At 30.4% G+C, this 20,681-nt stretch carries 23 protein-coding genes; 7 read left to right on the top strand and 16 right to left on the bottom strand.

Going from position 1 to position 20,681, the window contains the following annotated elements:
- Positions 1 to 321: 321 nt before the first annotated feature.
- Entirely contained in the window at positions 322 to 681 is a 360-nt protein-coding gene (locus Q0C16_RS07680; protein WP_292321015.1) for a hypothetical protein, read from the bottom strand.
- Between the two features lie 128 nt (positions 682 to 809).
- On the opposite strand from Q0C16_RS07680, the gene surE reads away from it, so the two are divergent.
- Entirely contained in the window at positions 810 to 1,631 is an 822-nt protein-coding gene (gene surE / locus Q0C16_RS07685) for a 5'/3'-nucleotidase SurE (RefSeq protein WP_292321017.1), read from the top strand.
- A 46-nt stretch (positions 1,632 to 1,677) separates the two neighbouring features.
- Here surE and Q0C16_RS07690 read toward each other — a convergent pair whose 3' ends face one another.
- The 4 genes from Q0C16_RS07690 to Q0C16_RS07705 all read right to left on the bottom strand — a co-directional run bounded on the left by Q0C16_RS07690 (position 1,678) and on the right by Q0C16_RS07705 (position 5,186).
- Positions 1,678 to 3,009 (bottom strand): hypothetical protein, encoded by a 1,332-nt coding sequence (locus tag Q0C16_RS07690; RefSeq protein WP_292321019.1) that lies wholly within the window; start codon positions 3,007 to 3,009, stop codon positions 1,678 to 1,680.
- 56 nt (positions 3,010 to 3,065) lie between these two features.
- On the bottom strand, positions 3,066 to 4,352 hold the full coding sequence (locus Q0C16_RS07695) for an FAD-binding oxidoreductase (RefSeq protein WP_292321021.1): 1,287 nt from the start codon (positions 4,350 to 4,352) through the stop codon (positions 3,066 to 3,068).
- Between the two features lie 80 nt (positions 4,353 to 4,432).
- On the bottom strand, positions 4,433 to 4,708 hold the full coding sequence (locus Q0C16_RS07700) for a hypothetical protein (RefSeq protein ID WP_292321023.1): 276 nt from the start codon (positions 4,706 to 4,708) through the stop codon (positions 4,433 to 4,435).
- Positions 4,709 to 4,751: 43 nt separating this feature from the next.
- On the bottom strand, positions 4,752 to 5,186 hold the full coding sequence (locus Q0C16_RS07705) for a DUF2153 family protein (protein ID WP_292321024.1): 435 nt from the start codon (positions 5,184 to 5,186) through the stop codon (positions 4,752 to 4,754).
- Between the two features lie 162 nt (positions 5,187 to 5,348).
- Between Q0C16_RS07705 and Q0C16_RS07710 the strand changes: the two genes are divergently transcribed.
- On the top strand, positions 5,349 to 7,184 hold the full coding sequence (locus Q0C16_RS07710; protein WP_292321026.1) for an aldehyde ferredoxin oxidoreductase family protein: 1,836 nt from the start codon (positions 5,349 to 5,351) through the stop codon (positions 7,182 to 7,184).
- Here the strand turns inward: Q0C16_RS07710 and Q0C16_RS07715 are convergent.
- Positions 7,181 to 8,125, bottom strand: a complete 945-nt coding sequence (locus Q0C16_RS07715; RefSeq protein ID WP_292321028.1) for a transcription initiation factor IIB — start codon at positions 8,123 to 8,125, stop codon at positions 7,181 to 7,183. The genes Q0C16_RS07710 and Q0C16_RS07715 overlap by 4 nt on opposite strands.
- A gap of 220 nt (positions 8,126 to 8,345) precedes the next feature.
- Between Q0C16_RS07715 and Q0C16_RS07720 the strand changes: the two genes are divergently transcribed.
- Complete coding sequence (locus Q0C16_RS07720) at positions 8,346 to 9,125, top strand: GTPase (protein ID WP_292321030.1); 780 nt, start codon at positions 8,346 to 8,348, stop codon at positions 9,123 to 9,125.
- On the opposite strand, the gene Q0C16_RS07725 is transcribed toward Q0C16_RS07720, so the two are convergent.
- The 3 genes from Q0C16_RS07725 to Q0C16_RS07735 all read right to left on the bottom strand — a co-directional run bounded on the left by Q0C16_RS07725 (position 9,122) and on the right by Q0C16_RS07735 (position 10,706).
- Positions 9,122 to 9,523 carry a translation initiation factor IF-5A gene (locus Q0C16_RS07725; protein WP_292321032.1) on the bottom strand — a complete coding sequence of 134 codons (402 nt, stop codon included), beginning with the start codon at positions 9,521 to 9,523 and terminating at the stop codon, positions 9,122 to 9,124. The genes Q0C16_RS07720 and Q0C16_RS07725 overlap by 4 nt on opposite strands.
- 114 nt (positions 9,524 to 9,637) lie before the next feature.
- The gene (locus Q0C16_RS07730) at positions 9,638 to 10,237 is read right to left on the bottom strand and encodes a MarC family protein (protein ID WP_292321034.1); all 600 of its coding nucleotides are present in this window, start codon (positions 10,235 to 10,237) and stop codon (positions 9,638 to 9,640) included.
- A gap of 22 nt (positions 10,238 to 10,259) precedes the next feature.
- On the bottom strand, positions 10,260 to 10,706 hold the full coding sequence (locus tag Q0C16_RS07735) for a DUF2286 domain-containing protein (RefSeq protein WP_292321036.1): 447 nt from the start codon (positions 10,704 to 10,706) through the stop codon (positions 10,260 to 10,262).
- A gap of 123 nt (positions 10,707 to 10,829) precedes the next feature.
- Between Q0C16_RS07735 and Q0C16_RS07740 the strand changes: the two genes are divergently transcribed.
- A complete protein-coding gene (locus tag Q0C16_RS07740) occupies positions 10,830 to 11,666 on the top strand; it encodes a DMT family transporter (protein WP_292321038.1) in 837 nt (278 codons plus the stop codon).
- 2 nt (positions 11,667 to 11,668) lie between these two features.
- On the opposite strand, the gene ribC is transcribed toward Q0C16_RS07740, so the two are convergent.
- The 4 genes from ribC to Q0C16_RS07760 are packed head-to-tail and all read right to left on the bottom strand — an operon-like array spanning position 11,669 to position 14,133.
- Positions 11,669 to 12,085: a riboflavin synthase gene (ribC, locus tag Q0C16_RS07745; protein ID WP_367117938.1), complete on the bottom strand. Its 417-nt coding sequence runs from the start codon at positions 12,083 to 12,085 to the stop codon at positions 11,669 to 11,671.
- Between the two features lie 22 nt (positions 12,086 to 12,107).
- Positions 12,108 to 12,806 (bottom strand): 3,4-dihydroxy-2-butanone-4-phosphate synthase, encoded by a 699-nt coding sequence (locus Q0C16_RS07750; RefSeq protein ID WP_292321041.1) that lies wholly within the window; start codon positions 12,804 to 12,806, stop codon positions 12,108 to 12,110.
- The gene (locus tag Q0C16_RS07755; protein WP_292321042.1) at positions 12,790 to 13,533 is read right to left on the bottom strand and encodes a hypothetical protein; all 744 of its coding nucleotides are present in this window, start codon (positions 13,531 to 13,533) and stop codon (positions 12,790 to 12,792) included. The genes Q0C16_RS07750 and Q0C16_RS07755 overlap by 17 nt, the downstream gene beginning before the upstream one ends.
- A 12-nt stretch (positions 13,534 to 13,545) precedes the next feature.
- A complete protein-coding gene (locus tag Q0C16_RS07760; RefSeq protein WP_292321043.1) occupies positions 13,546 to 14,133 on the bottom strand; it encodes a stage II sporulation protein M in 588 nt (195 codons plus the stop codon).
- A 341-nt stretch (positions 14,134 to 14,474) separates the two neighbouring features.
- Here Q0C16_RS07760 and Q0C16_RS07765 point away from each other — a divergent pair, with 341 nt between their 5' ends.
- The gene (locus tag Q0C16_RS07765; protein WP_292321044.1) at positions 14,475 to 15,239 is read left to right on the top strand and encodes a DUF2192 domain-containing protein; all 765 of its coding nucleotides are present in this window, start codon (positions 14,475 to 14,477) and stop codon (positions 15,237 to 15,239) included.
- Between the two features lie 70 nt (positions 15,240 to 15,309).
- Here the strand turns inward: Q0C16_RS07765 and Q0C16_RS07770 are convergent, their stop codons facing one another.
- A complete protein-coding gene (locus Q0C16_RS07770) occupies positions 15,310 to 16,509 on the bottom strand; it encodes an acyl-CoA dehydrogenase family protein (RefSeq protein ID WP_292321046.1) in 1,200 nt (399 codons plus the stop codon).
- A gap of 257 nt (positions 16,510 to 16,766) precedes the next feature.
- Between Q0C16_RS07770 and Q0C16_RS07775 the strand changes: the two genes are divergently transcribed.
- Positions 16,767 to 18,548, top strand: a complete 1,782-nt coding sequence (locus Q0C16_RS07775; RefSeq protein ID WP_292321048.1) for an APC family permease — start codon at positions 16,767 to 16,769, stop codon at positions 18,546 to 18,548.
- Here Q0C16_RS07775 and Q0C16_RS07780 read toward each other — a convergent pair.
- Together Q0C16_RS07780 and Q0C16_RS07785 are read right to left on the bottom strand one after the other, a co-directional pair.
- On the bottom strand, positions 18,470 to 19,204 hold the full coding sequence (locus tag Q0C16_RS07780) for a phosphatase PAP2 family protein (protein ID WP_292321050.1): 735 nt from the start codon (positions 19,202 to 19,204) through the stop codon (positions 18,470 to 18,472). The two genes, Q0C16_RS07775 and Q0C16_RS07780, sit on opposite strands and share 79 nt — an antisense overlap.
- Before the next feature lie 87 nt (positions 19,205 to 19,291).
- Positions 19,292 to 19,951, bottom strand: coding sequence for a DUF2250 domain-containing protein (locus tag Q0C16_RS07785; protein WP_292321052.1), 660 nt, complete (start codon positions 19,949 to 19,951; stop codon positions 19,292 to 19,294).
- A gap of 249 nt (positions 19,952 to 20,200) precedes the next feature.
- Between Q0C16_RS07785 and Q0C16_RS07790 the strand changes: the two genes are divergently transcribed.
- Positions 20,201 to 20,653: a chromate resistance protein ChrB domain-containing protein gene (locus Q0C16_RS07790; RefSeq protein ID WP_292321055.1), complete on the top strand. Its 453-nt coding sequence runs from the start codon at positions 20,201 to 20,203 to the stop codon at positions 20,651 to 20,653.
- Positions 20,654 to 20,681: the final 28 nt, after the last annotated feature.

Below are 20,681 nucleotides of genomic sequence, written 5' to 3' on the forward strand. Positions count from 1 at the left end.
AAAAGCTTGATAATAGAGCTTTTAGTATTTTATTTGTTTCCTCAAATCAAAAGTCAACTATCTTAACTTTGTGTAAGTTAGACCTCTTCCACCTCTTTAGTAAAAATAGATGTAAGCCTACAGTATATTGTTTATTTCACATGATAAATTCAACTAGTAACACACTTAAAGCTAGCATATGATAAAATGGAATCCTACAATTAGCACGGCATTACTTAAAAATTGCAGGATAAATAATTAAAAATATAGCAAGGAAGTTATCTATTACCGTTATGAATGGCAGGTTTTTTGCCCCTTAAACCTATATGCTTATAAAATAATTCATTGTGATTTTTTCTTTCTACCTCCTCTTCTTTTTGGTTTCTGTTGTGATTCAGGTTTTGGTTGTTCCGCTGTTGTACTTTCTTTTGAGAGAATCTCTTCATGAACAGGCTTTTTTCCTTCATTTAAAAGCGAAAGTGCTTCGTTTACATCTTTTACATTTTCAAATTTTTTTGCAAGTTCATTTTCACCTATATAATAAAGCCACTTTGCTATATGTTTTTCTTTTATATGATAATTAACGGCATCTGGATCTATTTTAGAAAGTCTCTCAAGCTCATTCTTTAGTTCATTTACATCGTGGGCTATTCCTATGATTCTTTCGTAGCTCTTAAACAAAAAAGGCTCTTTTTGATTCAATTTTATCGCCTCAATTTTAATATGTTAATTGAAACTAATATCTTTAACTAATTTTTATTAACTAATTTTAGTAAACTATAAAAATTTAGCAATACTTTAATTTATTGCTAAAGAAAAGAGTGATAAAAATGATAGGCTCAGTGATGGTAACCAACGACGATGGTATTGAAAGTCCTGGAATAAAATATTTAATAGAAGAGTTAAGTAAAAAGGGATTTGATGTATATGTTGTTGCTCCAAAAAATCAAGTTAGCGGAGCAGGAAAATCACATTCATTTAATGTTAAAGTTGAGAAATGTGATGTAAAATATGCTAAAAAATCGTGGTGTGTTGATGGAAAACCTGCTGATGCTGTAGCAATAGGAATAAAATATCTTTTAAATGATATAAAACCCGATTTAATACTGTCTGGGATAAACATAGGCCCAAATATGGGCTTAATGGATTTCTTTACAAGCGGTACAATTGGTGGAACATTAGAAGGGGTTTTGCTAGGCTATAAAGGTATTGCATCTAGCTTTGCTGTTTTAAGAGGTATAAAAAACCAAGAACAAGATAATTTACTAAGAAAAGCAGCAAAGATAACTGCTGAAATATCTTTATTATCGTTAGAAATTTTTAAGGATGAACAAATAGACTTAATTAATATTAATTTTCCTTCAGTAAATCCATTAGGAATTAAGGTAACCAAAATTTCATGGCTTTCAAACATAGATGTTAAAATTGATTCTAGCGAAAATGTTTATCAAGTCATGGGGTGGAAAACAGAAAAATTAGACGAAGCTTATGTAGGTGGAGATGAAGATAGTGATGTAGTTATGGTTAAAAAAGGATACATATCAGTTTCACCCTTGTGTATAAAATGCATTCCAGATAAGATTTCATATACAAAAGCATTTGCTAAAATAGAAAGTAAATTAAGTAGAATTGAAGAAGTCTTACAAAATTAATAAAAAACTTGTTTTTGAGGTTAAATAAACATAAAAACTATTAGATTTAGCAATCCCATTCCATAGACCAAGGCGAGCAAAATCTAAAAATTAATATTGATAGTTTCATTAAGTCTTTCTTTTCCAAGCTATTTAATTTAGATATGGGACAATCATCTTTACATGATATTTGTATGGTCTTCTCATCAAAAATTATATTAATTAAGTCTCTATCTCCATATATCTTTATCTTATTACTTAACCAATCTTTCTCCTTTAATGCTAAAAGATTTATGCTACCATCTTTAGGTGGTTTTTTAAGTGTTATTGACTCTTTAGCCATTTCTATTGCCTTTTTTACTTCAAAAACTGACCCTCTATTTTTAACACTTGCCTCTCCAGTTAATATTATACTTGCCCCTGCTTCTATGGATAAAAAAGTTGATAATGCATTTACGCCTGTGGTATCTGCATCAATTAGCTCAGATACGTTGTTAACTCCCATCATTATAGGATAACCTAAATCAGATATTGCTTTAGCTCTTATCAAAGAATCTAAGAATCCTGGGATTAATGGAGGATAAGCTATTGGGTCTAATATTATTTTTAGTTCTCTATTTTTTAGTTCTCTAATATTATTTTTAATCTCTTCATTTGTTTCGTTGATCAATAGTACAGAGACTTTATCATAAAGCCAATCAATATTTTCATAAAGTGATTTTATAGAAAAGCTCATAAGTATGTCTACTTCATCTTTAAAATTCTTTAAAATCTCTATATTGCCATCTAATCCTATTGGAACTGAAATTATTTTATTTAATGAAGAAATTATGTTTTTCAAATAATCATAAGATATAGAAGGCATTATTCCCAAAATTATTGAGTCTGCTCCGTCCTCTATATATTTTTTTGCAATGTTAATTACATTATCTATTTTTTCTTCTTTATACAGGAAAATCTCAGCAAAGACTCTAGGAAAAGATTTATAGATTTCCAGGTTTTTAATTTTAAACAATGGTTTTTCAGTAATATTTTTTATTTTATCTTCTACTATAAGTCTAAGGATTTTTCCATAGATTTTATCAGCGCTAACTTTGGGACTTAGTTCCTCTGGCTTTACATATTTAATTAAATCAAATAAGTAATTTTGAAAAATTGTTCCCTTAACTATTTTTCCGTTAAACTCGCTAAAATCCCATATTAAATTACCTGGTAAAATTATGATATCATATTCATTAATATAATTAATCATCTTATTAATAAGCTGCTCCTTACTCATACTATATAAATCTTTAATCTCTAAATAATAAAAAGAATAGTCATCTTCTAATAAAATATCAGGTTCTGGGAAGCTTTTTGCGTTTGTAGTTATTAATAGTATTTTTCTTTTGTTTTTCAATTTAGACCCCATAATATTATATTTAATAATTAAGATATGTTTTTAGCAGAAAAGTTTTATATTATTAAAAATTCTTTTTCTATTAACCTTTTTTCTAGACCTAGCCATGATATTTCAAATTCCTCCTTATTAAAGAGCTCTGCATATTCTTTTCCAGTTGCAAGACTGGCAGTGATTCTTCCTATGGAATCTCCTTTCATAATTCCACTTCCACTTGTACCTGCTGAAACTACTAGATTGCTCTCGAAGGGTTCATATATAATTGGTTGCCCGTCGAAACTTATATCATAATGACCAGCCCAAGATGCGTATGGATTCTTTTCTTTGAATTGTTCAAAATATAATGATAATATAGGTAATATATTATAAACATAAAAGTTTTCCTCTGGTAAAGGATTATCTTCTGCTTCGATTTTTCTTCCTATTTCATCACTTAGACCTATCCAAAAAGTGTTTTCTGATGGGTTAGGTCTAATATATACACCTTTAGGCATGATTACAAAAGGCATTGATTTTTCTTTATTAAAATTGTTTGCGTATAATATTTTTTTCAATTCTTCGCTATCTGCTCTTATTGAAAATATTTGCCTTTTCTTAGGCCTACTATATGAATCAATACCTATATTGTTTAAATATATGTTGCTCCATGCCCCTAGAGCTGCTATAGTTTTCTTTTTAGATTTTACAATAGTTCCGTCGTTTAACCTTACTCCTTTAACTTTTGTTTCTTCCCAAACAAAAGGTTCTCCTTCTATACCTAATGGATTTTCTGGTTCTACTATAAACTCCTTAATTCCCACACCAAAAGAAAAACTCGCATTTCTTTCTTTGAGTTTATTATAGTAATAGTCTACTATTTTTTCTGGATCTATTATGCCTGCGTTTTTAAATAAATATGATTTATATATATCTCCTGCATTAAGTAGACTTGCTTCTTCTTTATCTTCTACATGAGTTTTGATCATAAGATTTTCTTCTAAAAAGTCGTTTTCTAATTCAGAAAATTCAATGTTTAGCTTTTCCGCATATTCTAAGCCTTTCTTTATATTGCTATATTCTTTTTTATCTAATGAAAACAGATAGCCAACAAACTTCATACCCAATTCAAAATTTTTTATATTTTGTAGGTACGAGTAAAAATCTATACTTGATTTAGAAAGCATAATATTTAGCTTACTAGTAAATGCAGATCTAAAAGCCGCTGCGCTTTTTGAAGTGTCCCCAGCACCCGGTCCATCAGCTTTATCAACTACTAATATTGATGAATTTTTATCTTGCTCAGATATATAATAAGCTGTTGCTAAGCCAACAATACCTGATCCTACTATTACATAATCTGGCATTGATTATACACCTTCCATCAGCTTAATGTAATTAAAGAAGAATATAAACAAATCCCTGTTCCAAACAATATAAAAATTTTTTATTCTTGTTTAGGTATATATATTGGGTTCCTTCTGCTTGGAGAATAGAGAGCTAATATTCCTTCTTTTTGAAGCTCTTTTAATAATTTTCTGGCTGTTGATATTGCTATGCTATAGTTACTTGCGAGCTTGCTAGGAGTAATATAATTTACTTTGGCCAAATCTTTTTTAGCCTTAGCCAATAATTCGGGACTAATTTCAAAAGCACTTATCTGTTTCTTTTCTTCTTTAGCCTTTACTTGTTTGCCTTGTTTCTTCTCAACTTCTTTTGACACTTAGATCACCTAAAAGAATTATAGAAATTTGAGTTAAAAAGTTTTAAAATGATATAGTTGTTGCCCCTCTTCCCTCTTCTCTCCTTTCTTCTCCTATTTCCCTAAATCTTGCTACTAATGGGTTCAGTTTTCCCTCCTTTGATAGTTCGTCTAGCATTTTTCTCATTTGAGAAGTATGCCCTATATCCATTGAAATCAGTTGTTGCAATATATTTACTGTTTGATCCCATACTTGAATTAAAAGATCTTTAGAAGCATTTGTAGTGATAAATGGATCTTGAAGCCAATCATCAAAAGCTTTTAATGTTCTTATCATATGATTGAACGCAATTCTTGTATGAACAATTATATCTAATCTATCGGAATCTCTAACTTTTGGATAACTATCTTTAAAAGATTCTAAAACTGCTTGTTGCATAGATATCCATCTATCAAGATTCTTTAAAAATTCCCCTATGTCTTGCCTGTACTGAGACACTCTTTGCACCTCGATATTTTTATAGAGGCTAAGCCTATTATTTACAGATATTTCTCGCTTTTTAAAGATCCCATTTGTTCTATTAAAAAATGGAAATAAGGTTAACTTATAGAAACAAATATTAAAATCTTCAATTTCTTTTAATATAGTTGGTGGTTTTATATGAAAGGATGGAATGGGAAAATACTATGGATAGATTTAAACAAAAAAGAGACAAAGACTGTAGAATATCCCAAAGAATGGGCAATGGAATACATAGGAGGAAGAGGTCTCGCAATTAGAATTTTGTGGGAATATAATAAGCCCGGAGTTGATCCGTTTTCTCCTGAAAATCTTTTGATATTTGCTATAGGTCCTTTAACTGGGATGCCAATTCCAAGCAGTGGAAAGCTACAGGTTGCATCAAAAAGTCCCTTAACTGGAGGTTATGGTGATGGAAATATAGGTACATTATTTTCAGTTGAGATGAGAAAATCAGGACTAGATGCTATAGTGTTTTATGGCAGATCAGAAAAACCTGTTTTACTTAATATTGAAAATGATAAGGTAAGTTTCGAAGATGCTGATGATTTATGGGGTATGGATAGTTGGAAGACTGAGGAGAAGTTAAGGAAAAGATTTGGCAGATTTTCAGGTATAGTTGAAATAGGTCCAGGTGGAGAAAACCTAGTAAGATTTGCAACAGTTATGAGCCAAGAAGGTAGGAGTGGGGGCAGACCCGGTATTGGAGCTGTTATGGGATCAAAGAAAATAAAAGCAGTTGTAATCAAGGGAACTAAGGGTTACGATTTATTTGATGAAAAGAATTTTAAAATAGAAGGTGCTAAGGCTTTAAAGGAAGTTAGAGAAAGGCCTGGTTATAACTTCTGGATGAGAGAAGGCACAATGGCAACTATAGATTGGGCCCAGGAAGCAAGTGTTTTACCGACTTATAATTTTAGTGAAGGCGTTTTCGATGAATATAAAGGTATCGATGGATATACCATGGAATCTTTGAAAGTTGATCAAAGAGGATGTCCTGGCTGTAATATGCAATGCGGTAATGTAATAACAGATTCTGAGGGAAACAAAAGCGAGCTTGATTACGAGAACGTTGCAATCTTAGGAAGTAATATAGGAATAAATAGATTGCAAGATGTTGCTGTCTTAAATACTTTAGCTGATAAATATGGCATTGATACAATAAGTCTAGGAGGAGTATTGGGTTGGGGAACAGAAGCAAGTCAAAAAGGTTTGCTAGAAGGAATTGATGGAAGGAAATTGGAATGGGGGGATTTAAAACTATATAGAGACTTAGTTTCTGAAATAGCATTTAGAAAAACCGAATTAGGCAATTTGCTTGCAGAGGGCACAATGCATGCTTGTAATAAAATTGGTGGTTGCGACTTTGCTGTGAATGCAAAAGGGCTTGAGGCAAGCGCTTATGATTGTCATACTGCGCCTGGTATGGCTTTAGCTTTTTCCACTTCTCCTATAGGAGCACATCATAAAGATGCATGGGTCATAAGTTGGGAGGTTCAAAATGACAGATTTTCTTATAGTAGAGAAAAGGCCGCAAAAGTTATAGAATTACAAAGAATTAGAGGAGGAATGTTTGAAAGCATAACTACATGCAGATTGCCTTGGGTAGAAATTGGGCTTAACTTAGATCATTATCCATTGTTGTTAAGCTATGCAACTGGTTTAAAATATACATGGGATGTCATATATGAAATTGCTGATAGGATTTATGCTTTGATTAGAGCATTCTGGATTAGAGAATTTAATACGTGGAATAGATCTTATGATATGCCTCCTGAAAAATGGTTTAAGAAACCATTAACTAAAGGTCCTTTAGCAGGCGGTAAATTAAGTTACGAAGGCTATAATCAATTGTTAGATCATTATTATGATTTAAGAGGATGGGATAAAAATGGTGTTCCAACAAAAGAAACTTTAAAGAAATTAAACTTAGAATTTACAATACCTACACTAGAAAAAATAGTTAAATTAAATTAAGATAATTTAGATGCAGCTTCTCCTGCAATTTCTTTGTATCTGTTTCTTACAGTAACTTCAGTTACGCCTGCGACATGAGCTACTTCTTTTTGAGTTCTTCTTAATCCGTGCTTAAGAGCTGCTAAATAAACTGCAGCTGCTGCTAAACCACTCGGATCCTTACCTGCTGTTGTTCCTTTACCTCTTGCCTCTCTCAATATTTTTATTGCTTCTACCGTTACATAATCAGGAAGTCCTAAAGCACTAACGATTCTGTTTACAAACAATTCTGGTTCTATTACAGGTATATCAACCTCAAGGTCTCTCACTAGAAGCCTATAGCATCTGGCTATCTCTCTTTTGACATCGTTGTCCTTTATAGATAAATGTTTAGCTATTTCATCAATTGTGCATGGTATCCTGAGTTTACGGCACGCTGCATATAATGTGGCTGCAACAACGCTTTCTATGCTTCTGCCTCTTGTTAATCCTTTTTGAGTAGCATCTCTATACATTTTCGATGCTTCTTCTCTCACTTTATTCGATAATTCCATATGTGTAGATAATTCATCTAAAATCTTTAATGCTTGGTTTATATTTTTCTCTAAACTGCTTAGAGTCCTTCCCATTCTATAGCTACGCTGTAACCTTAGCATATCTATCCTTCTTGATAAGCCTCTAATTTTTTTACCGCTTCCTTCATGGAAACTGCCAATATACACGTCTACTCCCATATTTGGTTTGCTTAATGATAATGGTCCTCCTACTCTTGTTCTTCTAGCCTTTTCATCTGGTGTATATGCACGCCATTCTGCCTCGTCTCCGATAACTTGTTCTTCTATAACTTCTCCTGTTTCTAGACAAATTCTAGCTCCCATATTAGCATCATAAATTATCTTATCAGGCGGGCAATTCACCTTAGACTTAGATTTATCCTTACCAGAATCTTGCTTTTCAGACATGCACTTCACCAAACCTTTTAAACTTTTCCTACTTATAAGTATAACGCAAAGTTTATATATTCATATTGTCATTTTTATAATATATTAGAAGTATGCTTTATATTTAAAATTATTAAATAATTACAAAATAATAAACTCTTTGCAATAAACTTTTTGTGAATATTTTTATAAGTTCTAATAATTACAATATTTTTATAGATAATAAAAGCGTGAATCTATAATGATATTGGCAAGTTGGAGAGATATTGCAAAAACGATTAAAAGATCCGATATTGTAATAGAAGTGGTTGATATTAGGGATCCAATTTCAACTAGAAGCAAAAGAGTTGAAGAAATGGCTGAATCATTTAATAAAAAACTCATACTTCTGTTAAATAAATCTGACTTAGTTCCATATAGTGTTGCAGAAAAATGGAAGGAAAAGTTTATTTCCAATGGTATTGACTGCATTTATTATTCTATATGGAGAAGAAAAGATAGGTCTCTATTAATACAAAAAATAGAAAATTATTCAAATGGGAATGGATCATTGGTATCACTAGTAGGTTATCCGAAGACTGGGAAGTCGAGCATAATAAATTCTATAAAAGGGAAGAAAAGTGCTCAAACAAGCCCAATTCCAGGTAGTCCAGGTTATACAAGATCTTTCACTCTATATAAAATAAAAAATGGTGTTTATATCTTAGATTCTCCAGGAGTGATGCCAATAGAAGGAGGATTTCCCGAATCTATAATAAGAGGTAAAGGTGTTGACGAACTAAAAGATCCAGTTAAACCAGCTGTAGCCCTCATAGAAAAAATATTAAAATACAACCCTAAAGCCTTTATTGATGCTTATAAAATTGAAGAAAAAGATCCTTATAAAATACTTGAACAATTAGCATATAAAAGAATGTGGATATATAGAAAAACTAAAGAGCCTAATATAGATGAAGCAGCAAAAACAATAATAAGGGACTATCATAAGGCTAAAATAGATTTTTACATTTCACCTGACTAGCTTCTTGTTCTAACTATTTTTGCTTTACCCATTATTAACCAGTACTCAACTTCAACTCCTGGTTTGAGTTTTTCAAGAAGTTCTGGTTCATCATTTGGCTTTTCTACCTCTATCGTATCATATGATTCCATATCCATTATTTGTAGATTATTTCCTAAATCAGCCAGCACTTGACCATTCTTTTTCTCAATAATTGGAACTTGAACTTGAGTATCTGTAGGTGCAACTAGAGTTTTCTTTTGCCCAGTAAATAAGCTAACTGCAACTACGTGCGCCTTAGCACTGCCATGCTTACCTGTCTTTGCTTTTGTTATTTCTACTACCCTGCAAGGCTCATTATCTATTACTATATAGCTTCCTTTTTTTAAGTCACCTAATGTTGCAAACTGAACGCTCATTTTTAATTCACCCTTTTACCGAAAATATTATGTAAATCTCTGGTTTAAAAATTAACGTTCTTTTAAATTTTTGCACATAAATTGAAATAACAAACAAAGTAATTATTATAAGAATTAGAGGAGGCTCATTATTGAAGCCCTTATAATACTTATAGCGAACCCTGCTAGTATTAGGCTCATAAATTTATCTACTAATAGGGCTCCATGCTCTCCTAAAAGTTTCATTATATATTGTCCACCATATAAAATTAAGTAAGCAAGAATTATGTTTACAAAGATGCTTATTAATGCTATTGGATATCCATAAGAATATCTTATATATAATACTGTTGAGATGCTTCCCGGGCCAGCTAATAAAGGAGTAGCTAAGGGAACTATTGCTTCTTTTTCTATATTTTCTGGGGCATTTTTAGGGGCGCCAATTTCTATGTCAAAGAGGCTAGAAATTGCATATACTAGCAAAATCAAACCAGCTGCTATTCTAAAATCATTGAAAGTTACCCCTAATATCTTAAATACATATTCGCCTATTATTGTAAATGCCAATAACATAAAAACTGCAGCTAGTATCAAAGTTCTTAAAAATTTAGGTCTTTTATCTTTTGGTAATAGGTTTGCTGTAGGAATATAAAATGGGATTACTGTAAAGGGATCTAAAACAACAAAAAGCATTATAATAGAATTTATTAGATCTTTAGTATTAAATAGATCCAAAATATAGGCACCATCTTATTATTTACTCTTCTTCGTCTTCTCCTTCTTCTTCAATACCTTCTGGTGAAACTTTTTCTGTTGTGATTTCAACAGCTTCTTTTTCTAGTTCAGTTTTTATATCTTCATTTATGTACGGTGATATTAAATATATTTTATGCTCAACATAGTTATCTTCTCCTATCATCATATTTTCGAAACTTATTGTATAGATTGGAAACCTAGCTATGGCCTTTTCTGATGTTCTGCTTAAAGTTCCAACATTTCTTAATATATCAACAAGTTCTGGATTTAGTGGTAATGGAAGTTCTAATTCTCTCACATCCCTCAATACAATAAAATCGCTTATTTCAGGGTTCCATTCTTTCATCGCATCTTCACTTTTCTTTTTAATAATTTGATCTAATTCTCCTTCTACAAGTTCACTTGAAATTATTTTGCCCATTTCTGATCTTATTATTATAACTTTCATTTCTTACACTCTCTTCAAGGGTTAATACAGTTTCGCTGGTTTATATGTTTTAATAGCGTTTAGATTTTATTTATTGTTAATAACATTTATAAATTAAATAGAATACAGATACTAGGATTTGCCATGAATGATAATATAAAGGGGTACATTTATATAGCATTGGTTACGTTGATTTGGGGATCTGCATATCCCATTGTTAAGATACTTGAAAATTATATATCCCCTATATATGTGGCATTTTTAAGATCATTTATTGGAGGTCTAATTATATTAATTTTATGGAAAAAGATTATATATGGGGTAAAAGAAACTATAGCAGGCTTACTAAATATGGGATTATTTTTAATATTTTTAAACCTTGGTATAATGTATTCAAAAAATCCATCTTTAGCAGCGGTCTTAGTCTATACACAACCAATATTTGTAGTTATTTTAAGTAGGTTTTATCTAAAATTGAGCATAACGTATTTTCAATATATAGGAATAATTATTGGCTTTATTGGAATATTTTTGACTAGTTTATCATCTATTAGTTTTAGTCTAGGATTAATTTTTTCTTTGATTAGTGGGCTGTCCTGGGCTTTAGGAACTGTATATTTCGTTAAAAATTTATCTAACAAAGATGTAATTGCTTTAAATTCTTATATGTCTTTAATATCTGCACCTTTTATATTGGCTTTTATTCCAATAAGTTATTATTTTGTTTTTAATTTAAAATCTTTATTATTAATAATATATACTACAGTAATTATTCAGGCGTTAGCTTGGTTATTATGGTTCTATGCTGTTAAACTTGTAGGTCCAGTAAAAAGCAGTTCAATTGTTATGCTTACCCCTGTAGTTTCGTTTTTGTTTACAATATATTTAATAAAGATATTGCCAACATTTTTGCAAGTAATAGGATCATCAATGGCATTAATAGGTTCACTTATATCACAAATAGGATATAGAAGAAAATAACATCATAAAGGTCCTGCATTTTCATATCCTTGTCTAATACCTTGTCCTGCCTTCTTAACTAAACCTTCTCCACCCTCTTTAATTAATATCGCTAAGTTTTCTGCATGAGCTTTAGCTCTTTCTATTGCAATCTTTTTCAATTCATTAGGATCATTACTTTCATCTTCATGGACTGTAACATCTATAATTATTTTTCCTGATAATATAGATAACATAACTAATCCGACTGATAAAGCTATATAGCTATATTTATCAACTTGTTTAGATCCAACCCATCCTAAGGTTATTATACCATCACAACCATAATCTATTAATCTTTTGGCTTCTCCAGGCAGATCTTTTATTCCAGGGACAGTATGCCTGATTATAATATAGTCTGGTAATAAATCTTTTAGAACTTTCAATGCAATAGATCCCATATCTACCCTTGCAAATGTTGTATCAATAATTCCAACACATTTTCTCTCCTTCACAGACCTCTAACACCTCTTTACCACTTATTAATATGTAACCCATTTTTCTGGCGTATTTTTCAGCCTTTTCTAAGCTTAAAGAAACGCCAAAATCTAACATTTCTGCAAATGCTGTTGCTGGTTCTAATTTTGCTAATTGCGATAAAGCTATGCTTAGTTCTGTATGTCCTCTTCTCTCTTTTAAGCTCCTAGCTGCTAATAATGGGACATGACCTGGCGCTTGAAACTCTTCTATAAATTTCTTTACAGCATCTTCTTTTCTTTTCTCTACATATAACTTAACTGTTTTATAGAGTTCGTTCATAGTCAATGCCCTATCGTTATCACTTATTCCGGTTCTAACGTTAATATGGTTTACCCATATTGTGAATGCAGGTCTATCTTTATAGAACAAAAGCTTTTCTGTTAAAGGTTTTAAATTAGGAATTTTAGATATTAATTCATCTCCCCATATTAATCCTAACCCATTTGCTATTTCCCATGATGTAGCAAAGCAAATAAGCCCACCAGCTTCGTTTCTTAGCTTATAGATGGCCTCTGGATTAACATTTGAAGCATGATATACCATATCTATCTCGCTTTCCCTATTTGAAGAATCATATAGTAATATAGGGTTACCTGCTTTCCAACTTTCAATAGCTTCATCAATATTATTTCTTTTTTGCATTTGTTGCCACCAGCGCGACGCCAAGCGTCAAGAGTGATAGTGCTAACAAACTATAATATATTATATTATAATATATGTTATTGTAGTTTTCTGTTAATTTTAATATATTTGAGTTATTTAATATTATTACATTGTTTATAGTGCTATCTTTATTTATATTACCTAAATTATAACTGTTAATAGGAACTTTTCCAAAAATTATGTAAAGAGAAGAATTATTTGAAAATTGATATATTGTCCATGATGACTGAGAAAAAGAAAGCAAATTATTTAAAGGCGTATTCATGTTTATTTCTATATTTGAGTCGTTTATATAATAAGTTTGATTTACACCGGGTATATTTAAAATACTATATTTTCCAGTAGTTATATTAGAAATTTTTAAAGATGAATCGTTTGTATATAAAAGTAAATAAGCATCAGATCCATTATTATAGAATGTTAAGTTTTTAATTGATGTAATTAAACCTCTTTTTAAAATGATTAGAATATCGGAGTTATTTAAATAAATACTTATATTATAGGTTCCACTTATTATAATGCTTCCCTCATATACATTGTTGCAATATATGTAATATAATCCATGGTTAAATTCTGTTATGCTATTATTATTTATTTCTTTTGTTATATTTTGCTTTGTAAAATTTATAGAAATGTTAGCTTCTGTTAAAGTTGTAAATAAAGTTAGAAGGGCTAATGATAAAATAAAAAAAGCTATTAGCTTCATTTCGAATCAACTTTAAATTATAGATGCGACTAAGCCTGCTATACCTCTGGTTATAAATGATTCTATAAAAGCAGCTACTGCTAACATTATAACTGAAATGATTAAAATTCCTATAGAGTATCTATACATTTTCACAGGGCCTTTTGAAATTAATAAAATAAAAGTAGATGCTACTAATGTGACAGAAGGTATTTCTATTACTCCATGAGGTACCAATAAATAAAATAAAACTAATGGCGGGTTAGAATTAGCACTTGGCAAAACAAATCCAACTAGTCCTCCATTAAATAAAACTATTAATATAGGTATAATAATAGTTATTGATGATATCCATGTTATTATTGCTGTTTTAACGTTATTTCCAAATATTATAAAAGGTAATAGATATTCATTATTTCCAATTCCAAAGCTTTGGGCTATTTGTCTGATACTAGATTCTTGACTGTGCAAATATTGTCCAATAAATGATTGCATTATTACATTATAGGAAATCACTATAGCTATACCAGCAATACCAAACAGAGCTATTAATAATATCCATGTCTTTCTTAAGCTATCTTCATTTATTAGCAAATCAATTGCGTCATCTATTATTCCCAAGTTGACCACCTTTGAGTAATGAAATATCTCCTTTATTTTACTGCCAATTTTATAATTGAAAGCTAGCTTATTATAATTATATCTTTATTTCCTTAAAAAATTTTAATATTTTTCTTAATTTTTAATAATTTTAAAACTTCTATAAAAACAGCCTTTTTATGCTTTCATTATTTTGTATAATTTATTTAAAATATATCAATTTTATGTTTAATAATAAAAACTATTTTTAGTGAATATTTTTTATATTCTCTACTTAACATATATTTATGATGAAAAAGAGACTGTAGGGATAAAATAAGCCTCTTATTGGAGGTAATATAATTATATAAAAGGTGTAATAAATGGATAAAGAAGGCAAAGATTTGAAAAAAAGAAAGTCTATATTGATGGATCTTTGGAACGATTTAATAACTATGTGGGAAAATAACTCTCAAAAAGTTACTAGACAATACATAATAGAGAGGTTAAAGAATGAATATAATAAAGAAAAAATATCACCAATAAAAGGCGCATCTGATCCAAAAGATATATTTGATAAAGAAATGGCAAGTTTATATGTTTTAGGAAAATATGGCATGGGACTTGAAGTTCAATACCCAGATCTTTTCGATTCAATATTTGGGCAGGAAATTAAAATGGATCAAGTAAATGAAATTTTATTATCTGATAACTTAGATGGAGCAAAAGATAAAATATTGGCTATAGTCGGAGATATAAATGGAAATTCTATAGCTAAAATAATGAGACTTGGGTTGACAAAAGAATATTTTGGCTTTATAGATCAAAAGACTGTTGTAAAACTCTCTGAATCTCTTAGAAAAGCATTTCCAGAGCAGAAAAATGAAGTAAATAAATACATGAGATTTTATGCTGCGTTTAAAATTTCAAAAGCAATCGATGATGGAATAGTAAGAAATAGAATAACAAAAGAAGCTTTAAAGCAGGCATTAGCTATCGAATTAAATATAGACAAAAAAGATATGCCTAGAGATAAATATATAATTAAGATAGCAACTGATGTTTTTAACATACCACAAAAATTGCTTAGGCATATATTTATATATAACCAAGGAAAAAAGTCCGAAAATAAAAAAGATAGAAATTAGAAAAATTAACATATATTAGTTTTTAAATTATTTTTAAAATGAGGTAAGTAAAAAATTAATTTTAATGAATTTAGATTTTGAGTCCAAAAGCCTGTCTTACTAACTCTCTGGCAATGGTTAGCCTTTGTATTTCATTAGTTCCTTCATATATGGTTGTTATTACGGAATCTCTTAAATACCTTTCGAGTCCCATTTCCTGATCTACTCCATATCCTCCATGTATTTGAACAGCTTGTCTTGAAATCCATTCAGCAGCTTCTGATGCGAATGACTTCGCAAGGCTTGCTGCAATTATGAATTCACTTCTATTAGAATCTGCAAGGCTTGCAGCCCAATAAGTTAGCAATCTTGCAGCTTCTAGTTTCATATACATCTCAGCAATTTTTTCGTCTATCATTTCAAAATTAATTATTTGTTGTCCAAAAAGTTCTCTTTGTAATGAATAGTTTAACGCTTTTTCAAAGGCAGCCTGAGCAATACCTACAGCCTGAGCAGCAATACCTATTCTGGTATAATCATACGTTGATACTATAACCTTGAAACCTTCATCTATTTTACCCACTATGTTCTCTTTAGGTACTTTTACGTTATCGAAAATAACCTCATAAGGCTGTTCTCCTCTCATTCCTAATACTTTGAAATGCTGTCCTAATTTTACTCCTGGCCATTCCTTCTCTACTACAAATACAGTTATACCCCACCATCTTTTGTTTTGTTGGGGGGGATTAGTTCTTGCTGAAACTATAAAATAATTTGCTTTTTCTGCTCCGCTTATAAAGACTTTTCTACCATTTATTATATAATGATCATTTTCCTTCTCTGCTTTAGATTGAATTCCTGCAACATCACTTCCTCCACTTGGTTCAGTGTTTGCATGTGCTCCTTGAGCTTCGCCTTTAGCTATCGGGGTTATATATTTTTTCTTAAGTTCTTCATTACCGAATTTTAATATGGGAACTCCAAATAAGTGATTTACTCCAACAGCAACCGCTAGGCTTGGTACTATTCTGGCTATTTCTTCCATCATAATAGTTGTCATTAATTGGCCTCCACCTTGACCTCCATACTCTTCAGGAACTCCAATACCAAAGAATCCCTGTTCGCCCATTAGTTTAAATATTTCCGGAGGTATTTGATTTGTATCTTCAATTTCTTTCCATCTAGGCTCTACGTTTTTTTCAAGAAATTCTCTAACAGATTTTCTAAATAATTCGTGCTCATCCTTTATATCTATTTTAAAGTCTTCAATGCTTTTGAATGGGAATACCATACCCACCACCTATACTCCATACAAATAAAATATAAATAGGGTATAATATTTCCTTATTTTTAATATATTCAATATGGGTTAATTTGCGTGTATATTAATATTTTGTTTTAGGATTTTACTAAATTTAACAGAAATTGATATATCTAATAAAGGTTTAAAGGGATCAACTTAAGTTCGGCCAATTATTAATATTTAAAATTATTAATAAAAAGCTTAAATACACACATTATAAAATATGTTTGTGGTGAAATAGATAGATGCGGCAGAGTAGTGAGGGATCCCAGGTTAAATTAAGGAAATTTCTTACCTTGACTGATATTTTTATGCTCTCTATAACAGGCATGATAGGATCCGCATGGTTATTTTCAGCAGTTAGCGCTTTATATTATGCAGGCCCTGCATCTATTTTCACATGGATAATAGCAGGAATTTTCTTTATTTTTATGATTTTTGGATTTGCTGAACTAGGGGGTCTGTTTCCATTTTCTGGATCATTGGCTAGATATAATCATTATAGTCATGGAATATTTAGTAATTATTTGTTGTCATGGGCATATTTCTTGGGGGCTGTCACAACAGTATCTGTAGAGGCTATAGCTATAGTTACTTATGCAAGCTCATATATAGGAGGGCTAGTGGGATCTACGGGCTTATTAACACCTATAGGTGTTTTACTGGCTGCTGGTTTAATATTGTTATTTACTATAATTCAATTAGTCGGTATTAATGTATTTGGCTGGTTTAATAGATTTATTACAGCATGGAAATTATTAATTCCTTTAATAACTGTTATACTTCTTTTATCGTTGTATTTTCATCCATCAAATTTGACATCATTGCCAGGAGGATTTATTCCACATGGTACAGCTGCCATATTTGCTGCTATGGTGCCTTCTGGGATAGTCTTTGCATACGAAGGATTTAGGCAAGGATTAGAATATGCAGGTGAGGCGAAGAATCCTCAAAGAGATGTACCATTAGGAACAATTCTAGCTATAATAACGGTAATAATTGTATATGTTTTGTTGCAAATAGCATTTACAGGAGGTATAAATTGGACAGCAGCTGGAATAACTCCAGGTAATTGGACAGGTTTATATAATGCATGGCAATCTCACCCATTTTATAGTGAACTAGTGGCAACAGGAGTACCATTACTATTAATATGGGCCTTTGTATTACTTATAGATGCAGCCATATCTCCGGCTGGAACTTTAGCGGTCTATACTGGATCTTCAGCTAGAAACATATATGGAATGGCTAGGGTAGGTTATATTCCTCAATTTTTGGCAGGAGTTCATAAAAAGTTCCAAACTCCATGGATTGCAATTTTAGTAACTTTTGTTTTGGCTATTGCTTTCTTAATACCAATACCTAGTTGGTACTATGTCGTAAGTTTAAGTTCTTTATTAACCGTATATAATTATTTAACAGTAGGAATTACAAATCATGCTCTAAGAAATATCGCTCCAAATTTAAAAAGGCCTTATAAAGCCCCAATATGGTATATAACATACCCATTAGGATTTATAGCAGCAGCATTATTAGTTTATTGGTCAGGTTATTCTTTAATAAACACAGTAATTATTGCAGTTATTGCAGGTTTACCATTAGTTTTATATGGTCCGTATAGAAAGAAGCTAAACCTATCATTATCAAAAGTAGTTACATTATCAATAATATTATGGGCATTACTTGCTATAATTGTTGCTGGAAATGCATATTCATGGGGAATTTTAAGTGAATTCCCAGTTTATTGGGCACTCTTATCTCTCCTTCAAATAGGAGTTATGGCATACTTATACAAGGAAAGTCATCATAGAAGTGTTAAAGCAACATGGTGGCTAATTATATTTAATATTCTATCTGGCATAATATCATACTATGGTTCTTTAGGACCATCTCCAATAATACCTTATCCATATGATTATTTGGTATTTACTATAATAAGCATAGTAGTTTATTTCATTGGAGTTAAGACTTCATATTTAACTGCTGATTTAAAGGAAATAATAGATAAAGGATTACCTGAAGAATAAAACAAACAATTTAATATTTTTATTTTATAAAACAATTTATTATATATTTTTACCCAGACATTTTCCAGATTAATTATTAGCAATGAAGACCACAGAGCAACTATAATGCCTGCTAGTAAATCACTAAAGTAATGTACTTGAAGAGCTAGCCTTGTGTACATAATAATTAAAGCGTAGATCCAGGATAAGTATTTTAGTTTACTCTTTTTTGTTGAATCAAAAACGTAGGTTATGTAATAAGCTAATACAGATACTCTAACTGTATGTCCTGATGGAAAAGAGAAGTAATCAGCATTTATTATTGAAGTTATTATAGACCAATGAGGTTGTATTTCATATGGTCTCGGTACCATGGTAAAAGCTTTTATAAATAAGGTGGCAATCATTGATATTATGATTGCTATTATAAAACTTATAACATTTTTCGGAATACTTTTTCTTTTTATAGCAAATCCAAAATATAAAATTGCCATATAAGCTATAAATGCCTCAAGGCTTGCAGTATCCGTTGTTATCCTTATTATTAAACTATTTTTTAAATTAATTTGCGATAAGAAAAAATTATTTATGGTTGAAAAGATCTTTAATTCTTCTAGGACAATAACTAAGGCCAAAATAATAGTTGTTATTAATAGCTCTAACCTTTCCTTTTTCATAATATCCCCTAATAGCAAATCTTATTTTATATAATTAAATACTTTGTTCTTTATTTAAACTTTATAGTATTAAATTTTATATCAGTCTCATTTAAGAGAGGAATTTAATTCGGAATATCTTAGTATTAACTCTGTTATTCTTGTTATTCTATAATAAATATGATGCGTTCTAGTTTCCTCTTTCGGCTTAGCTTTTCTATGCTTAGCTTTTATTACTTTTTCTTTAACAATACTAACTAAACCTAGCTTTTCTAGTTTTTCAAGAATAATAATTGTATTCTCGATGTCTTCTCCTAACACCTTTGAAATAGTCCCAGCATGTTCATTTTCTGCTTTCTTTAAAAATATAAGTAACTTTAAAATATTATTATATCCAGTAATATTTTTGAAATAATCATTCATAGCACTATAGTTTCTTATTAAATATCTAATAGCTAGACATGTTTCTTTAGTTAATTCATAGTATGTATGATGTTTTCTTACTTCTTCAGCAAGTTTAAACTTAGCTTCACTTCTTTTAATCGAGCTACCTTGATGTCTTTGAATTAATCCCATGTTTTCTAGTTTATCAAGCTCATCTGTTATAACATCTATAGGCATTTCTAATATAGATGCTATTGATTTTCCATAATCCACATTGGCCTTTTTGAGATGAAATAGTATGTAGAGGTCTAAAGGAGATATGCTATAAATTTTTAATAATATGCCATTAATGTTTTTTCCTTCAACGTTTTTATTACTTTCCATAACATTGTTCATCTCATAACATTGTTCTTTTCATATAAATTATCTGTTTAAATCTAAAATTTAAAGAGTTTTCGCTTCTATTTGAATTTTAGTCTAAGCAATTTATGAAAATTTTATAAAATTGCTAATACATTTTAATAAACTATTTTATTTGCATTTCTTTAACTTTCTCTATATCAAAGAAATATTTATAATTTAAATTGAATATATAGTTAAATTATAAGAATATGAATTTATGGGGAATTTGTTATGAAATGGGTTACTAGAAAAAAAGCTATGGTTGATAGGATAGCATGTCCTTGGCTTATAAAAAAATTCATAGATCCTGAAGCAACGTTTTTATTTGTACCTGAAGAAGAGGTTCTTAGAGTTGCTGAGAAGGAAAATGCAATACCTTTTGATACTAAAGGAGTTGAATTAAACCATTATTTAGAAAATGGAATAGAATATGTTACATTCGATGCTTTGATCAAAAAATACAATCTAAATGATCCAGCTCTTCTAGAGCTTGCTAAAATAATAAGAGGTGCCGATGCTCATAAACCCTTTAATCCACCACCTGAATCGGTAGGATTAAAAGCGGCTGCTATAGGTTTTAGAGAGATTTCAGAGGATGACTATCAAAATATGGAAAAACAGTTCCCTATGTATGATGCATTTTATGCATATTGCAAACTAAAAATACAGGATAAAATAAAATAAATTTTCAAACACATAAAAATTGGGGTGA

The sequence above is a fragment of the Caldisphaera sp. genome (genome assembly GCF_023256325.1).
Taxonomy (GTDB): Archaea; Thermoproteota; Thermoprotei_A; order Sulfolobales; family Acidilobaceae; genus Caldisphaera.

Excerpts from the sequence above, each read along its gene's own strand:
- Q0C16_RS07780 (WP_292321050.1), bottom strand. The coding sequence starts at position 19,204 with ATGAAAAAGGAAAGGTTAGAGCTATTAATAACAACTATTATTTTGGCC.
- Q0C16_RS07695 (WP_292321021.1), bottom strand. The coding sequence starts at position 4,352 with ATGCCAGATTATGTAATAGTAGGATCAGGTATTGTTGGCTTAGCAACA.
- Q0C16_RS07715 (WP_292321028.1), bottom strand. The coding sequence starts at position 8,125 with ATGTCTGAAAAGCAAGATTCTGGTAAGGATAAATCTAAGTCTAAGGTG.
- Q0C16_RS07770 (WP_292321046.1), bottom strand. The coding sequence starts at position 16,509 with ATGGTATTCCCATTCAAAAGCATTGAAGACTTTAAAATAGATATAAAG.
- Q0C16_RS07775 (WP_292321048.1), top strand. The coding sequence starts at position 16,767 with ATGCGGCAGAGTAGTGAGGGATCCCAGGTTAAATTAAGGAAATTTCTT.
- Q0C16_RS07740 (WP_292321038.1), top strand. The coding sequence starts at position 10,830 with ATGAATGATAATATAAAGGGGTACATTTATATAGCATTGGTTACGTTG.
- Q0C16_RS07785 (WP_292321052.1), bottom strand. The coding sequence starts at position 19,951 with ATGGAAAGTAATAAAAACGTTGAAGGAAAAAACATTAATGGCATATTA.
- Q0C16_RS07735 (WP_292321036.1), bottom strand. The coding sequence starts at position 10,706 with ATGAAAGTTATAATAATAAGATCAGAAATGGGCAAAATAATTTCAAGT.
- Q0C16_RS07725 (WP_292321032.1), bottom strand. The coding sequence starts at position 9,523 with ATGAGCGTTCAGTTTGCAACATTAGGTGACTTAAAAAAAGGAAGCTAT.
- Q0C16_RS07765 (WP_292321044.1), top strand. The coding sequence starts at position 14,475 with ATGGATAAAGAAGGCAAAGATTTGAAAAAAAGAAAGTCTATATTGATG.
- Q0C16_RS07755 (WP_292321042.1), bottom strand. The coding sequence starts at position 13,533 with ATGAAGCTAATAGCTTTTTTTATTTTATCATTAGCCCTTCTAACTTTA.
- Q0C16_RS07750 (WP_292321041.1), bottom strand. The coding sequence starts at position 12,806 with ATGCAAAAAAGAAATAATATTGATGAAGCTATTGAAAGTTGGAAAGCA.
- Q0C16_RS07710 (WP_292321026.1), top strand. The coding sequence starts at position 5,349 with ATGAAAGGATGGAATGGGAAAATACTATGGATAGATTTAAACAAAAAA.
- surE (WP_292321017.1), top strand. The coding sequence starts at position 810 with ATGATAGGCTCAGTGATGGTAACCAACGACGATGGTATTGAAAGTCCT.
- Q0C16_RS07790 (WP_292321055.1), top strand. The coding sequence starts at position 20,201 with ATGAAATGGGTTACTAGAAAAAAAGCTATGGTTGATAGGATAGCATGT.
- Q0C16_RS07720 (WP_292321030.1), top strand. The coding sequence starts at position 8,346 with ATGATATTGGCAAGTTGGAGAGATATTGCAAAAACGATTAAAAGATCC.
- ribC (WP_367117938.1), bottom strand. The coding sequence starts at position 12,085 with ATGGGATCTATTGCATTGAAAGTTCTAAAAGATTTATTACCAGACTAT.